We start from the raw sequence: 14,151 nt of genomic DNA, 5'->3' as shown, positions 1-14,151 counted from the left end.
CATATGAGCAAAATTACCGGTTTCCTCGAACAGCCCCGCGTCAAAGAGAAGTATCAACCTGTTGATGTCCGCCTGAAGAACTACGCCGAATTCGTGCTGCCACTGGCAGGCGAGGCGGCACAGAAGCAGGCGGTGCGCTGCATGGACTGTGGCATCCCGTTTTGCAACAACGGCTGCCCGGTGGGCAACATCATTCCCGATTTCAACAATCTGGTGTACGAGAACGACTGGCTTTCGGCCATCGAAACCCTGCACAGCACCAACAATTTCCCGGAGTTCACGGGCCGCATCTGTCCCGCGCCCTGCGAGGCCGCCTGCACCCTGAACATCAACGATGACCCGGTGGGCATCAAGTCCATTGAGCTGGCGATTATCGAGCGTGCGTGGCAGGAGGGCTGGGTCAGGCCGCAGCCGCCGCAGGTGGGGACCGGCAAGACCGTGGCCGTGATCGGCAGCGGTCCGGCGGGGCTGGCGGCGGCGCAGCAACTGGCCCGCGCCGGACACGCCGTGACCGTGTTCGAGAAGAATGACCGCGTGGGTGGCCTGCTGCGTTACGGCATTCCCGACTTCAAGATGGAAAAGCACCACATCGACCGCCGCGTGGCCCAGATGGAGGCCGAGGGCGTGACCTTTAAAACCGGCGTGCTGGTGGGCGCGTGGGACAGAAAAAGCACGGTGACCAACCTCGCCAAACAGACCGTGACCCCGGATGAACTGCGCGCCGAATTCGACGCGGTGCTGCTGTCGGGCGGTGCGGAGCAGCCCCGTGACCTGCCGGTGCCGGGGCGCGAGCTGGACGGCGTGCATTTCGCAATGGAATTTCTGCCGGGCCAGAACCGAGTCAATGCCGGGGACAGACTCAAGAAGCAACTGCGTGCCGATGGCAAGCATGTCGTCGTGATTGGCGGCGGCGACACCGGCAGCGATTGCGTCGGCACCAGCAACCGCCACGGCGCCGTCTCGGTCACCCAGTTCGAGGTCATGCCCCAGCCGCCCGAACACGAGAACAAGCCGCTGGTCTGGCCGTACTGGCCCCTCAAGCTGCGCACCAGCTCCAGCCACGAGGAAGGCGTGACCCGCGAATTCGCCATAGCCACCAAGGAATTTGTGGGCCAGGGCGGCAAGCTGACCGGCGTTAAGACAGTGCGTATTGAACTGGTCGACGGTCACCTCAAGGAAATCGAGGGCAGCGAGGAAGTCCACCCGGCGGAACTGGCGCTGCTGGCGATGGGCTTTGTGAGCCCGGTGGGCAGCGTCATCGACGCGTTCGGCATCGACAAGGACGCGCGCGGCAACGCCCTGGCCAGAACGGAGGAGGAAGGCGGCTACGTCACCAACCTTCCCGGCGTGTTCGCTGCGGGCGACATGCGCCGGGGGCAAAGTCTGGTGGTCTGGGCCATCCGCGAGGGCCGACAGGCGGCGCGGGCCATCGACCAGTACCTGATGGGCACAAGCGTCCTGCCGAGGTAACAGCGGCCGGGTGGTGGGGGAGGGGAAGCGAGAGATGGCTTCCCCTCTCGCCGTGCATATGACCTCACGCTTACGGCCATTATGCAGACGTTTTCCGGTGTTCGGGCTGAATTTCTGAATACAAAAAAACCCCGTACTGGACGGGGTTTCCTGCTGCTTGGTGCGGATGCCCAGACTTGAACTGGGGACCTCACGCTTATCAGGCGTGCGCTCTAACCAACTGAGCTACACCCGCGCACCGCATGTTCCGCGCGCCCGTGACCGGGCAGGCGGCAGTCAATGTAGCAAGGGGGCGGCGGGGTGTCAATGCGCACCCCAATATCAGGGGAAAACCGCACGGACCACAAAGCAAAAACCTCCGCCGAGGCGGAGGCTTGAGTTGGTGACCCCAACGGGATTCGAACCCGTATCGCTACCTTGAAAGGGTAGTGTCCTAACCGTTAGACGATGGGGCCACACCCTCAGCATTCACTTTTTTCAGTGTGTCCGCCGCCCTTTCAAGGGGTGCTTTTCAGCACGGCGTGAATCATAGCCCAGCCTGGGTGATACGTCAATGGGCAACCCCGCCCACCGCCCAACAGGCTTTGCCCGGTGGCTGCCGGAATCCTGTCAGAAGCTTCTTGCTACGCTGGGGACCGGAGACTCCTGGATGCCCATAAAATTTGGAACAGACGGCTGGCGCGACATTATCGCTGAGGACTTTACCTACGCCAACGTGCGACGGGTGGCGCGCGCCCATGCCCAGGCGCTGCGTCAGGCCAGGGGGCAGTCGGGCGGCGGCTCAGTGGTGGTGGGCTTCGACACCCGCTTCCAGGGGGCCGGCTTTGCCCGCGTGGTGGCCGAGACGATAGCCGAGGGGGGGCTGGACGTGTGGCTGGCCGCCGAATACCTGCCCACCCCGGCGCTGTCCTTTGCGGTGGTCCATCACAGCGCGGCCGGGGGGGTCATGGTGACGGCCAGCCACAACCCGCCCCAGTACAGCGGTTACAAGCTCAAGGGGCACTACGGCGGCAGCGCCACTCCGGCCCTGGTGGCGGAGGTGGAAGCGGCCCTGGAGGCGCCCGAACCCTACAGCGGGCCGCGCGGCACGGTGCGGCCCCTGGAGATCCGGCAGGCATACTACGAACAGCTGGACCGGCAGCTGGACCTGGAGGTGCTGCGGACCTACCGGGGCGGCGTCATCCACGATCCGATGGGCGGCGCGGGCAGCGGCTGGCTGACCGGCTACGCTGCACACGCGGGCCTGAACCTCGATCTGACCGAGCTGCACGGCCGCCCCGATCCGCTGTTTCACGGCGTCAATCCCGAACCTGTTCCCCAGAGTCTGGGCGAACTGATGGCTCTGCTGGCCGAAGAGGAGGGGCAGACCCTGGGCGTGGTCACCGACGGCGACGCGGACCGGGTAGGCGCGGTCACGGCAGGCGGGCAGTTCTTCAACAGCCACCAGATCTTCGCCGTGTTGACTGCCCACTTGTACCGTGTGCGCGGCCTGCGCGGACGCGTGGTCAAGACCGTGTCGGGCAGCCGCGTGATCGAGCTGCTGGCCCGGAAACTGGGGCTGGAGGTGCTGGAAACGCCGGTAGGCTTCAAGTACATCACCGACGCCTTTCTGGAAGGGCAGGACGATGAATCGAGGGCCGTCCTGATTGGCGGCGAGGAATCCGGCGGGCTGTCCTCGCGCGGGCACATTCCGGAGCGCGACGGTCTGCTGAACAGCCTGTTGATGATCGAGGCGATGGCGGCCAGCGGCAAGAGTCTGCCGGAACTGTTTGCCGACATCGAGGAAGAGGTGGGGTTCCGGCATCACTATGACCGCGCCGATCTGCACCTGAGCACCCAATTCGACAAGGCCGCACTGCTGGCCGAGGCCCAGACCTTTGCCGAGGTGGCGGGCCGGGCGGTAGAGGAGGTCAACACCCGCGACGGCGTGAAGCTCTCGCTGGCAGGCGGCGCGTCGGCGATGTTCCGCGCGTCTGGCACCGAGCCGGTGGTGCGGGTCTACGTGGAGGCCCAGAGCGACTCTGATCTGCGCGCCATTCTGGCGGAAGCAACCCGAAGGGTCTATCTGCACGACCCGGCGTACCAGCCCAACTGAGGCGTCACGCCCAGGGCCTGAATCATCCCGTCAGCAGTCCCGGTCACACCCAGGTGCTCAACCCGGCGGACCAGCAGATCAAGGGGCAAAAAGTGTGGGCGGGCTGCTGCTTGGGGCTGGCCGCTGGTGAAGGGGCACCCAGGGCGCTTCCCGGCCAGCGCCTGGGTAAAAAGCCCCGATGATGGACGGGGCGTTGTCCCGCGCGCCTGCGCCCCTGCTGGCACTGTGCCCTAGCCCGGCAGGCTGGAGCGCAGCAGCTCAAAGTCGCCGGACAGCACATAGTCACCGACAGCGGCGGGCAGCAGCAGCGACCCGTACGGCCCCAGGGTAGAGCGCTCCCCGCCCGCTTCCACCTGCGCCTCGCCCCGCGTCACCGTCAGAACGTGGAAACTCTGCCCGGCGGTGTCACCTGTCAGCGTACCGGCCTGATTCTTGAGGCGCTCCAACACGAAGTAATCACAGCGGGTCAGCTCCTGAACGGCGTCTCCGGCGGGCGGTGGGGGCGAGGCGGGGGCCGGCCAGGGCCGGGCCACCTCCGCGCTCTGGGACAGGTGCAGGGCGCGGCCAGCGGCGGCAGGACGGTCCCAGTCGTGGATGCGGTAGGTCAGGTCGCTGGTCTGCTGAACCTCGTACAGAAAGACCCCTGGCCCCAGCGCGTGCACAGTTCCGGCGGGAATCAGGAAGGTGTCCCCGGCATGGACCGGGGTGTAAGCGACATGCTCCATCACCTTTCCGGCCAGAATCGCCGCGCTCAGGGTGTCCTGTGATGTGCCGTTCTGAATGCCCGCGATAATCTGTGCCCCCTCGTCGGCGTCCAGGACCTGCCACGCCTCGGTCTTGCCCAGAAAGCCCTGGCCCTCCAGCCTGCGGGCCTGGGTGTCGTCCGGGTGAACCTGCACGCTCAGCCATTCGGCGCAGTCCAGCAGCTTGATCAGCAGCGGGAAGCGGGGAGAAGTGGCGCGGCTGCCGAGCAACGCTGCCGGAAACCGGTTCGAAAGTTCGGCCAGCGTCTGCCCGGCGTGGGGGCCACCCGCCACGCGGTTGTCCTCGCCCACCACCCACGCTTCGCCGATCTTGCGGCCATCATCGCTGCCTTCGGGGATCAGCCGGGTGCCGCCCCACACGCGCTCGACCAGCCTGGATTCCAGCGGCAGGGGAGAGGTCAGGTTCTGGGTCATGGCCGCATCATAGACAAGGGGGAACAGGCCGCGCAGCCTGTCCCCCCCTCTCCTCAAGCTTCGCCCAAGTTACATGTGCAGGGCGCGCTTGTCGGCGGCCAGTGCCGCTTCCTTGACCACCTCGCTCAGGGTGGGGTGGGCGTGGATGGTGCGGGCCAGGTCCTCAGAGGAGCCGCCGAATTCCATGATCGCCACCGTCTCGCCGATCAGTTCCGACACGTTGGGACCCACCATGTGGACGCCCAGCAGCTTGTCGGTGTCGGCGTCGGCCACCACCTTCACGAAGCCGCGCGGGTCGCCGTGGCCCAGCGCGCGCCCGTTGGCGCTGAAGGGAAACTGTCCGGTCTTGACCTTGTGGCCCGCGTCCTTGGCGGCTTTCTCGGTCAGGCCCGCCCAGGCGATCTCGGGGCTGGTGTAGATCACCCAGGGAATCACGTCGTAGTTGACGTGCCCGGCCTGTCCGGCCAGTTGCTCGGCCAGCGCCACGCCTTCCTCTTCCGCCTTGTGAGCCAGCATCGCGCCGCCGATCACGTCGCCGATGGCGTAGATGCCCTTCAGGTTGGTGCGGTAATGAGAATCCACCTTGACGTAGCCACGCTCGTCCAGTGCGAGGCCCACGGCGTCGGCGCCCAGGCCCGCCGTGTGCGGCACGCGCCCGATGCTGACGATCAGCTTGTCGAACTGCGCCGTGACTTCCTGTTCCTTCTCGGTGTAGGTGACGGTCACGCCCGCGTCACCCTGTTCCACTTTGGTGATGCTGACGCCGAAGTGAAAGTCCAGCCCCTGCTTCTTGAACTGCTTAAGGGATTCCTTGGCAATGGCGTCGTCGGCAGCCAGCAGGAAACCGGGCAGGGCCTCCAGAATGGTCACGTCCGCGCCCAGGCGACGCCACACGCTGCCCAGCTCCACGCCGATCACGCCCGCGCCGATCACGCCCAGCTTCCCCGGCACTTCCGTGAAGTTCAGCGCGCCGCTGTTCTCCACCACGTGCCCGCCGAAGGGGACCAGCGGCAGTTCGCGGGGGCTGCTGCCCGTCGCCACAATTACGTTCCTGGCCTTCACCTCGGTTCCGGCAGCGTCCACGATCCATTCCTCGCCGTCCTGCCGCACTAGCTTGCCCAGACCCGAAATGGAGGTGATCTTGTTCTTCTTGAACAGGTAGGCGATGCCGCCGGTCAGTTTGTCCACCACGCCGGTCTTGCGCGACAGCATCCTGCCCAGATCCATCTTCAGGCCGTCCACCGTGATGCCGTGATCGGCCACGTCGTGCGCGATCATCTCGAACTTCTCGGAGGAGTCCAGCAGCGCCTTGCTGGGAATGCAGCCCACGTTCAGGCAGGTGCCGCCCAGGCTGGGCTTGCCGTCCCGCGTGAAGTCGTCCACGCAGGCGGTCTTGAAGCCCAGCTGCGCCGCACGAATGGCCGCCACATACCCCGCCGGGCCGCCGCCGATGACCAACACGTCATAAGAATCCATATCGCCCCTGAGCGTATCACTGCGCGCCAAAACGGAAGGTGGCGCGTTCCTGTGCTGGAGACAGCGGGGGGGAATCCGCCATAGTGGAGGCCATGACTGCTGCCACCCCGGCCTTCGATCTGGACTACACCCTGGATATCCTCGTGCGCCTGTTGGACACCCCCAGCCCCACCGGCTTCACCGACGCCGCTATCGCGCTGATCCGGAAAGAAGTAGAGGCGCTGGGCATCACGCCGCAGCGCACCCGCAAGGGCGCCCTGACCTGGGAGGTGCCCGGCAATGGTAAGGGCCACGTCACCTTCAGCGGCCACACCGACACCCTGGGCGCGATGGTCAAGGGCATCAAGCCCAATGGCCGTCTGCTGCTGTCCATGCTGGGCGGCTACGAATGGACCACCGTGGAGGGCGAGGACGTGCAGGTTCACACCCAGAGTGGGCGCGTGATTACGGGGACCGTGGTCAACATCCGCCAGAGCACCCATGTCCACGGCGCGGCCCTGCGCGAGCTGAAGCGCGAGGCCGCCGTGATGGAGGTGCGCCTCGATGAGCGGGCGGCCAGCGCCGCCGAGACCCGCAGCCTGGGCATCGGCGTGGGTGACTTCGTCAGCCTCGACGCGCGGCCCCGCGTGACCGCCGCCGGATACATCAAGTCGCGTCATCTGGACAACAAGGCGGCGGTGGCGATCTTCCTGGCCGTGACCCGTGAACTCGTCAAAAATCCGTCTGCGAAAACAGTGGCCTTTCACGTCACCACCTACGAGGAGGTGGGCCACGGCGCGGCCACCGGTATTCCGCCGCACACCGACGAACTGATCGCCGTGGATATGGCGGCGGTGGGCGAGGGCCAGACCAGCAGCGAACACTGCGTGACCCTGTGCGTGGCCGACAGCGGCGGCCCCTACGATCACGCGCTGGGCAACCGGCTGCGGGCGGCGGCGCAGGCGGCGGGCCTCGACCTGCGTGTGGACCTGTACCCGTTCTACGCCTCGGACGGCACGGCGGCGTGGCGGGCCGGCGGGGACTACCCGGTGGCCCTGATCGGCCCCGGCGTGGACGCCAGCCACGCCTACGAGCGCATGCACACCGACGCCCTGCGCGACACGGCGGCACTGATGCTGGCGTACCTGAACTCGGGCGTCGCCGGGGACGGGGCGAAATCAGTTGCCCAAAACTGACCTCTGGCTCAACCCGCAATGAAGCCGCATATACATTTACATTTCCCCTGATGTCCGCGTAAGCTGGACGGGTGCTGTCCCTCCAAAAAGCGGCGAACATTCTTTCGGCCTTCAGCGCCGAGCAGCCCGAGTGGGGCGTGCGTGCGCTGGCGGCCCATCTGGGCGTGCCGCGTGCCACGGCCCACGCGTACCTGGCGGGCCTGACGGGAGCGGGATTCCTGCGCCGAACGCCTGTGGGCAAGTACCGCCTGTCGTGGCATCTGGCCGAGATGGGCGCGCAGCTCACGGCCTCGCTGCCGTGGTTTCCCGACGCCCGCGCCCTGATTACCCGGCTGGCGCTGGAGGTGCGCTGCGTGGCGTTCCTGTGCATCCTGGAAGGCGAGGAGGTGGTGGCCGCCATCCGCGAGCGCCACCCGGACGCCGACATTGACCTGCCGCTGGACATCTACCTGCCGGCCACCGCCACGGCCAGCGGCAAGATTCTGTATGCCCACGCCGACATTGCCCCCAAGCATTTTGCAGCCTGCACCCAGAGCAGCATCACCACGCCCGACGAGTGGCGCACCGAGGTTGCGCGGGTGCAGCGGCTGGGCTACGCCTACAGCATCGAGGAATGGATTCCGGAGCAGTGCACCCTGGGCGTGCCGTACCACTACGCGGATACCCTGGTGGCGGCCATCGGCGTGCAGATGAGCGCCGGGCGCTACCTGCGCGAGGAACGCACGGTGCGCGAGCGCGTGCAGGAGATCGTGCGCGAGGCCGAGGGCCGCTGAGTGATCCCCGCCCCGGCGGCGCAGAATACCGGGAACAGGGAACCGTGCGCCGCGAGACCAAAGCGGTTAGACTCGGCAGGCAGCCAAACGGGCGTTAGGTGGCGGGCGGTTCCGTGCCCCACCGCTGACCCGTCATGATAGACAGGCGCACCCCGTTTCAACCGATCCAACCGTTACCACCACCTGTCACCACCACGAGGAGGGGCCATGAACCCGGAAGACCTGAAACAGATGCTCGATGCCCTGAAAGCCGCCGATGTCCGCGAATTCAGTCTCCAGACTGGCAGCTTTTCTCTTGATCTCAAGCGCGGCCCGCAGGCCGGCGGCGGCCCCGCACCCGTGCAGGCGCCCGGCGCCCCTGCCGCCGCCCGGCCCCCTGCCTTTGAGGCAGCACACGACAGCCCGCCTGCCCCGGCAGCGCCTGCCGTCTCCGCTCCGGCCGCCGCCGAGCCTGCCGGGAGTGCCCCGCCCGCGCCCAGCGTCAGCAAGGGTGCGCCGGTCAAGGCGCCCATCGTGGGTACCTTCTACGCCAGCAGCAGCCCGGACGCCGCGCCCTACGTCAAGGTGGGCGACAGCGTGACTGCCGGACAGGTGCTGTGCATCATCGAGGCCATGAAGTTGATGAACGAGATCGAGGCCGAGACGGGTGGCGTGGTGCGCGAGATTCTGGTCAAGAACGCCGAGCCGGTGGAATACGGCCAGACGCTGTTCCTCATCGAGTAAGGGCGGGTTATGTTCAAGAAAATCCTGATCGCCAACCGGGGCGAGATTGCCCTGCGCGTTATCCGCACGGCGCGTGAGCTGGGCGTCAAGACGGTAGTGGTGTACTCCACTGCCGACGAGAACAGCCTGCCGGTGCTGCTGGCCGACGAATCCGTGTGCGTGGGGCCGCCGGCCAGCAACGCGTCGTACCTGAACATTCCCAACATTCTCCAGGCGGCCCTGATGACCGGCGCAGAGGCCATTCACCCCGGCTACGGCTTCATGGCCGAGAACCCCGATTTTGCCGAGATGTGCCGTGAGCACGGGCTGGTCTTTATCGGGCCCACCCCCGAGAGCATGCGGGCGCTGGGCTCCAAGGCCGGCGGGCGCGAGATCGCCGCCGACTCCAACGTGCCGGTCGTTCCCGGCACCGGCGTTCTGGCGGACCTGGACGCCGCTGTCCTGGCTGCCAAGCAGATCGGCTACCCGGTGCTGCTCAAGGCCAGTGCGGGCGGCGGTGGACGCGGCCAGAAGGTCATCCGCACCCAGGATGAGCTGAAGAAGGGTTTCGCGCAGGCCCAGGAAGAGGCGCGGCTGTACTTCAGCGATCCGGCCCTGATCATGGAGAAATTCCTGGAGGAGTTCCGGCACGTCGAGGTGCAGGTGATGGGAGACGGCAACGGCCATGTCATCCACATCGGCGAGCGCGACTGCAGCATCCAGCGGCGCAACCAGAAACTGATAGAGGAGGCGCCCAGCACCCTGCCCGACAGCCTGCGGCAGGAGATCCTGGCGGCGGGCGTGCGTCTCGCGCAGCACGTCAACTACGCCGGGGCCGGCACGCTGGAGTTCATCGTGGACCGCGACGGCAACTATTACTTCATGGAGATGAACACCCGCATTCAGGTGGAACACTGCGTCAGTGAAATGATCAGCGGCCTGGATCTGGTGCGCATGCAGCTGGAAATTGCCTCCGGCCACGGCCTGAACCTGCAGCAGGAGGACGTGGTGCTGCGCGGCCACGCCATCGAGTGCCGTCTGAATGCGGAAGATCCCTCCAAGGATTTCCGCCCGGCAGCCGGCAAGATCAACGACGTGCATTTCGCAGGCGGCCCTGGTGTGCGCGTGGACAGCCACTGCTACACCGGCTACGTGATCCCGCCGCACTACGACAGCCTGATCGGCAAGCTGATCGTGTGGCACGACACCCGTGATGAGGCGATTGCGCGCATGAAACGCGCCCTGGAAGAGACCGTGATTCAGGGGCCGAAGACCACCATTCCGCTGTACGTCAAGATCATGGACAACCCGTTCTACAAGCGCGGGGCGGTCATGACCAACTTCCTGAAAACGCGCATGGACATGTAGGCGCGGCGCTGGTCCTGGCGGCCAGGTTCCCGGTGGGCACCTTCTGCGGCGACAAACGCCGGGAAGCGTGGCCGCCGGGTCTTTCTGGAGCCTGCGGCGCCTGCGCCCGCTGGCCCCTACAGCCGGGCGTACTCCACGGCCACCCGTGCGGCCACCGCCGCGTTGTGGCGCACCAGGGCAATGTTGGTCTCCAGACTGCGCCCGCCCGTGATTTCCACGATGCGGCCCAGCAGATACGGCGTGGTGTCCTTACCGGTCAGGCCTAACGCGTTCATGTCTGCCAGAGCCTGTTCAATCTGGCCGGCCATCTCCCCGGCGGGAATCTCGGCGTCTTCGGGAATGGGGTTGGCGAGCATCACGCCGCCGCCCAGGCCCAGCGTCCACTTGGCGTGTAGCACGCGGGCGGCCTCGGCCTCGTTCTGCACGCTCAGGGGCGAGACGAAGCCGCTACGGCGAGAGTAGAAGGCAGGGAATTCATCCGCGCCCAGCGTGATGGCGGGCACGCCCTGGGTCTCCAGAACTTCCAGTGTCAGGCCGATGTCGAGGATGCTCTTGACGCCCGCGCTGACCACGCAGACCTCCGTGCGGGCCAGTTCCAGCAGGTCCGCGCTGATGTCCATGGTCTGGCCCGCGCCCCGGTGCACGCCGCCGGTGCCGCCTGTGGCGAACACGCGGATGCCCGCCAGCGACGCGATGCGCATGGTGGAGGCCACGGTGGTGGCGCCGTGCCCTCCCAGCGCCACCGTCACCGGCAGATCGCGGGTGCTGATCTTCTGCACGTTTTTGTCCGTCGCCAGAAGTTCCAGTTCGTCGGGGCTCAGGCCCACTTTCAGGCGTCCGCCCAGGACGGCGATGGTGGCGGGCGTCGCACCGTTCTCGCGCACAATGGCCTCCACGCCGCGCGCCATCTCCACGTTCTGCGGGTACGGCATGCCGTGACTGATGATGGTGCTTTCCAGGGCCACCACGGGCCGGCCCGCTTCCAGCGCGGCGGCCACCTCGGGCGTCAGGTCCATCAGGGCGGCGACTTCAGGACGGATCGGGTGGCGGCTCATAGGCCACAGGGTACGTCAGTCCGGTAAACAGCCTTTCCTGCACCGCCGCCCGTGTCAGGCCCGGCACCACCGTCTGCGCGCTTTCCACGGTCAGGGCCGCCGCCGCGTGGGCCTCACGCGCCGCGTCCGGCAGCGTTTCCCCGGCCAGCAGCGCCGCCAGAAACGCGGCCAGCATGGCGTCTCCAGCTCCGGTCACGTCTACCACCTCGGCCTTCAGGGCAGGCAGTTCATGCCACCCATCCGCCACCGACAGCAGGCTGCCGCGCACGCCGCGCCGCACCCACACGGCGTTCACGCCGCGCCCGTGCAGGATCAGCGCCGCCTCACGGATGGCCAGAGTATTGTCGGCCACCTCTGCCCCCACCAGCGCCGCGAGTTCGCCGAGGTTGGGCGTCACGGCCCACGGCGCGGCCCCGCCGTCCAGAGCGGACCGCAGCCGCGCCGCCTTGGGCACGCTGACCGGCTCGAAGACGATCCTGGGGCCAGCCTCGGCGCCCAGCCGCAGCAGGGCCTCCAGCGTGTGGAGAGGCAGGTTACCGTCCACCACGACAAAGGCCGCGCCGCGCAGCAGGGCCTCCTGTCCGGCCACCGCCGCCGGGGTCAGGGCATGCATGATCTCCATCGCCGCCACCGCGATCAGCAGCTCGCCGCCGCGGTCCAGCACCGCCGTGTAGGTTCCCGTGACGGCCTCGGGCACGCGCAGGGTGGGCGCCACGTCCACGCCCGCCTCTGTCGCCAGCCGCAGCAGGGTGTCACCCAGTGGGTCCGTGCCCACCGCCGAGAGCAGGGCCACGCGCACGCCCAGGCGGGCCAGGTTCTCGGCCACGTTGCGGGCCACGCCGCCGGGGGTCTGCGCGGCCCGCCCCGGATTGCTGGTGCCGGGCACGGCGGGGGCCAGCGTCTGCACCTTGAGGTCCATGTTGGCGCCACCGACCGCAATCACCTGGGGAGAAGGAAGGGGAGGCATATGGCCGGTATGGTAGCGGGGCCTGGGGCCTGAGGGGACGGGCGTGTCGTCGACCAGATTCGGGCGGATCCGGCGCGGACACGCGCCCACACGGCTGCCGGACCTTGCGCCCACGCCCCGGCGTCGCAGGCGCTACACTGCCGGACAATGGATGCCAAGGCAATTGTGGTCACGTCAGGCAAGGGTGGCGTGGGAAAAACCACGTCCACCGCGAACATCGGGGCGGCGCTCGCCCGGCTGGGCGAGAAGGTCGTGGTGATCGATGTGGACGTGGGCCTGCGAAACCTGGACGTGGTGATGGGTCTGGAATCACGGGTGGTGTTTGACCTGATTGACGTGCTGGAGGGCAAGTGCCGCATGAGTCAGGCGCTGATCCGCGACAAGCGCATCGAGAACCTGCACCTGCTGCCCGCCAGCCAGACCCGCGACAAGGACGCGTTGGACCCCGAGGTCTTCAAGGAAGTCGTGCGCGGCCTGATCGAGAACGAGGGCTTTGACCGCGTGCTGATCGACTCGCCTGCCGGGATCGAGTCGGGGTTCCGGACGGCGGCGGCCCCGGCCACCGGCGCGCTGGTGGTTGTCAACCCCGAAGTCTCCAGCGTGCGCGACGCCGACCGCATCATCGGGCTGCTTGAAGCGCAGCAGATCAACGAGATCCGGCTGGTCATCAACCGCCTGCGCCCCAAGATGGTGGCCAGCGGCAACATGCTGTCCGAGGCCGACATTCTGGACATCCTGGGGGTCAAGCCGATCGGCGTGATTCCGGAAGATGAGGGCATCATCGTGTCCACCAACATCGGCGAACCTGCCGTGCTGGGCAAGACCCGTGCGGGCGAGGCCTTTACAGCCACGGCCCGCCGCCTGAGAGGTGAAGACGTGCCGTATCCCAAGCCTGATGTGGAAGGTGGTTTCATGGCCGCCCTGCGACGACTGTTCGGGGGGGCGTGACGTGTTTTCCTGGCTCAAGCGCGGACGCACCAAGGAGACCCTGAAAGACCGCCTGGAACTGGTGCTGGCCTATGACCGCGCCCAGATTCCGCCGGGCAAGGTTGAGGCCCTGAGAAACGATCTGCTGGAGGTGGTGCGCCGCTACTTCCCCACCGGCCAGAGCAGCATCGAGATTGAGCAGCGCGGTGACATGGTGGTGCTGCTGGCCAACATTCCCATTGACGAGAACGCGCCGGGCCGTCCCAAGCCCTGAGCGCCTGATCCCGGTCTGGCCCCGCGCCGCCCGCCCCCTTCAGGCTGGCGGCGCGGGTTTCTCCTGTGGCTGCTGTTTGTCCGGCAGGCCCCGGCCCCAACACGCCCCCAGCGCCGGCCCCAGTGCGGTGGCCGCGCCCAGCAGCAGGCCCAGGCCGGCGCTGAACACCAGACCGGAAATCCGGGCCTCCCTGCTGTTCTTGAAGTTCAAGCTCCCATTCTGCCCCGGTGCGTCACGCTCGCCCTACCTGGCAGCGTGCCGGACGCCCCGGCGGGTCCAGCGTCCACCCAGCCACAGGGCCAATGCAAGGGCCAGGAAACCCAGCGCCGCCAGGGTGCTCAGCAGCCGCACGGTCTTGAGTTGCAGGGGGTACAGGCCCAGCTCGGTCAGCCGCTGCTCGTCCACGTAGCGCAGACCATCCTCACCGGTCTCGGGCAGGAAGACCGACGGATTGCGAATGATCAGGGCCTGTGGACTGCCGATGCGGGTGCCGCTTGGCTCGCCCGCCGCTGCCTCGCCGCCGAACAGATCGGCCTGCGCGGCCGGGGCCGGGCGCAGCAGTTGCACCGGCTGAGCCTGCATGCCCAGCCACAGTCCGGCCACCAGCGCCACAGCGGCCAGAACGGCGCACAGGGCCGCCAGGCTTTTCAGGACGGCCCCTGCGTTCAGGCGGCTTTTCTCAGACACGCCG

General features: G+C 67.3%; 14 protein-coding genes and 2 tRNA genes. 8 read left to right on the top strand and 8 right to left on the bottom strand.

Annotated elements, in window-relative coordinates:
* Nucleotides 1-3 precede the first annotated feature (3 nt).
* Nucleotides 4-1,470 (top strand): glutamate synthase subunit beta, encoded by a 1,467-nt coding sequence (locus IEY31_RS02725; protein ID WP_188968691.1) that lies wholly within the window; start codon nt 4-6, stop codon nt 1,468-1,470.
* 158 nt (nt 1,471-1,628) lie between these two features.
* Here IEY31_RS02725 and IEY31_RS02720 read toward each other — a convergent pair.
* Nucleotides 1,629-1,705: transfer RNA gene (locus IEY31_RS02720), tRNA-Ile, on the bottom strand.
* 145 nt (nt 1,706-1,850) lie between these two features.
* A tRNA-Glu gene (locus IEY31_RS02715) sits at nt 1,851-1,925 on the bottom strand.
* A 194-nt stretch (nt 1,926-2,119) separates the two neighbouring features.
* Here IEY31_RS02715 and IEY31_RS02710 point away from each other — a divergent pair.
* Nucleotides 2,120-3,565 carry a phosphoglucomutase/phosphomannomutase family protein gene (locus IEY31_RS02710; protein ID WP_188968690.1) on the top strand — a complete coding sequence of 482 codons (1,446 nt, stop codon included), beginning with the start codon at nt 2,120-2,122 and terminating at the stop codon, nt 3,563-3,565.
* Nucleotides 3,566-3,795: 230 nt separating this feature from the next.
* Here the strand turns inward: IEY31_RS02710 and IEY31_RS02705 are convergent, their stop codons facing one another.
* On the bottom strand, nt 3,796-4,743 hold the full coding sequence (locus IEY31_RS02705) for a type I phosphomannose isomerase catalytic subunit (RefSeq protein WP_188968689.1): 948 nt from the start codon (nt 4,741-4,743) through the stop codon (nt 3,796-3,798).
* Nucleotides 4,744-4,812: 69 nt separating this feature from the next.
* The gene (lpdA, locus tag IEY31_RS02700) at nt 4,813-6,219 is read right to left on the bottom strand and encodes a dihydrolipoyl dehydrogenase (RefSeq protein ID WP_188968688.1); all 1,407 of its coding nucleotides are present in this window, start codon (nt 6,217-6,219) and stop codon (nt 4,813-4,815) included.
* A 92-nt stretch (nt 6,220-6,311) separates the two neighbouring features.
* Between lpdA and IEY31_RS02695 the strand changes: the two genes are divergently transcribed.
* The 4 genes from IEY31_RS02695 (at nt 6,312) to accC (ending at nt 10,237) form a co-directional block, all read left to right on the top strand.
* Nucleotides 6,312-7,394, top strand: coding sequence for a M42 family metallopeptidase (locus IEY31_RS02695; protein ID WP_188968687.1), 1,083 nt, complete (start codon nt 6,312-6,314; stop codon nt 7,392-7,394).
* Between the two features lie 71 nt (nt 7,395-7,465).
* Nucleotides 7,466-8,167: an IclR family transcriptional regulator gene (locus IEY31_RS02690; RefSeq protein ID WP_188968686.1), complete on the top strand. Its 702-nt coding sequence runs from the start codon at nt 7,466-7,468 to the stop codon at nt 8,165-8,167.
* 207 nt (nt 8,168-8,374) lie between these two features.
* Nucleotides 8,375-8,890, top strand: coding sequence for an acetyl-CoA carboxylase biotin carboxyl carrier protein (gene accB, locus IEY31_RS02685; RefSeq protein WP_188968684.1), 516 nt, complete (start codon nt 8,375-8,377; stop codon nt 8,888-8,890).
* A gap of 9 nt (nt 8,891-8,899) precedes the next feature.
* On the top strand, nt 8,900-10,237 hold the full coding sequence (gene accC / locus IEY31_RS02680; protein WP_188968682.1) for an acetyl-CoA carboxylase biotin carboxylase subunit: 1,338 nt from the start codon (nt 8,900-8,902) through the stop codon (nt 10,235-10,237).
* Nucleotides 10,238-10,353: 116 nt separating this feature from the next.
* Here accC and IEY31_RS02675 read toward each other — a convergent pair whose 3' ends face one another.
* Complete coding sequence (locus IEY31_RS02675) at nt 10,354-11,292, bottom strand: pseudouridine-5'-phosphate glycosidase (RefSeq protein WP_188968679.1); 939 nt, start codon at nt 11,290-11,292, stop codon at nt 10,354-10,356.
* Nucleotides 11,267-12,259 carry a carbohydrate kinase family protein gene (locus IEY31_RS02670; RefSeq protein ID WP_188968677.1) on the bottom strand — a complete coding sequence of 331 codons (993 nt, stop codon included), beginning with the start codon at nt 12,257-12,259 and terminating at the stop codon, nt 11,267-11,269. Before IEY31_RS02670 ends, IEY31_RS02675 begins: the two co-directional genes overlap by 26 nt.
* Before the next feature lie 147 nt (nt 12,260-12,406).
* Between IEY31_RS02670 and minD the strand changes: the two genes are divergently transcribed.
* On the top strand, nt 12,407-13,207 hold the full coding sequence (gene minD, locus IEY31_RS02665; protein WP_188968675.1) for a septum site-determining protein MinD: 801 nt from the start codon (nt 12,407-12,409) through the stop codon (nt 13,205-13,207).
* Between the two features lies 1 nt (nt 13,208).
* A complete protein-coding gene (gene minE / locus IEY31_RS02660) occupies nt 13,209-13,460 on the top strand; it encodes a cell division topological specificity factor MinE (RefSeq protein ID WP_188968673.1) in 252 nt (83 codons plus the stop codon).
* 39 nt (nt 13,461-13,499) lie between these two features.
* Here minE and IEY31_RS02655 read toward each other — a convergent pair whose 3' ends face one another.
* Together IEY31_RS02655 and IEY31_RS02650 are read right to left on the bottom strand one after the other, a co-directional pair.
* Complete coding sequence (locus IEY31_RS02655; RefSeq protein WP_188968672.1) at nt 13,500-13,670, bottom strand: hypothetical protein; 171 nt, start codon at nt 13,668-13,670, stop codon at nt 13,500-13,502.
* Between the two features lie 33 nt (nt 13,671-13,703).
* On the bottom strand, nt 13,704-14,147 hold the full coding sequence (locus tag IEY31_RS02650) for a hypothetical protein (RefSeq protein WP_188968670.1): 444 nt from the start codon (nt 14,145-14,147) through the stop codon (nt 13,704-13,706).
* Nucleotides 14,148-14,151: the final 4 nt, after the last annotated feature.

This window comes from Deinococcus aerolatus, assembly GCF_014647055.1.
In the GTDB taxonomy this organism is placed as follows: Bacteria; Deinococcota; Deinococci; order Deinococcales; family Deinococcaceae; genus Deinococcus; species Deinococcus aerolatus.
This window is presented reverse-complemented; position numbering and strand designations above follow the sequence as displayed.

Coding starts and splice junctions, on each gene's coding strand:
- IEY31_RS02725 (WP_188968691.1), top strand. CDS start 4: ATGAGCAAAATTACCGGTTTCCTCGAACAGCCCCGCGTCAAAGAGAAG.
- IEY31_RS02710 (WP_188968690.1), top strand. CDS start 2,120: ATGCCCATAAAATTTGGAACAGACGGCTGGCGCGACATTATCGCTGAG.
- IEY31_RS02705 (WP_188968689.1), bottom strand. CDS start 4,743: ATGACCCAGAACCTGACCTCTCCCCTGCCGCTGGAATCCAGGCTGGTC.
- lpdA (WP_188968688.1), bottom strand. CDS start 6,219: ATGGATTCTTATGACGTGTTGGTCATCGGCGGCGGCCCGGCGGGGTAT.
- IEY31_RS02695 (WP_188968687.1), top strand. CDS start 6,312: ATGACTGCTGCCACCCCGGCCTTCGATCTGGACTACACCCTGGATATC.
- accB (WP_188968684.1), top strand. CDS start 8,375: ATGAACCCGGAAGACCTGAAACAGATGCTCGATGCCCTGAAAGCCGCC.
- accC (WP_188968682.1), top strand. CDS start 8,900: ATGTTCAAGAAAATCCTGATCGCCAACCGGGGCGAGATTGCCCTGCGC.
- IEY31_RS02675 (WP_188968679.1), bottom strand. CDS start 11,292: ATGAGCCGCCACCCGATCCGTCCTGAAGTCGCCGCCCTGATGGACCTG.
- IEY31_RS02670 (WP_188968677.1), bottom strand. CDS start 12,259: ATGCCTCCCCTTCCTTCTCCCCAGGTGATTGCGGTCGGTGGCGCCAAC.
- minD (WP_188968675.1), top strand. CDS start 12,407: ATGGATGCCAAGGCAATTGTGGTCACGTCAGGCAAGGGTGGCGTGGGA.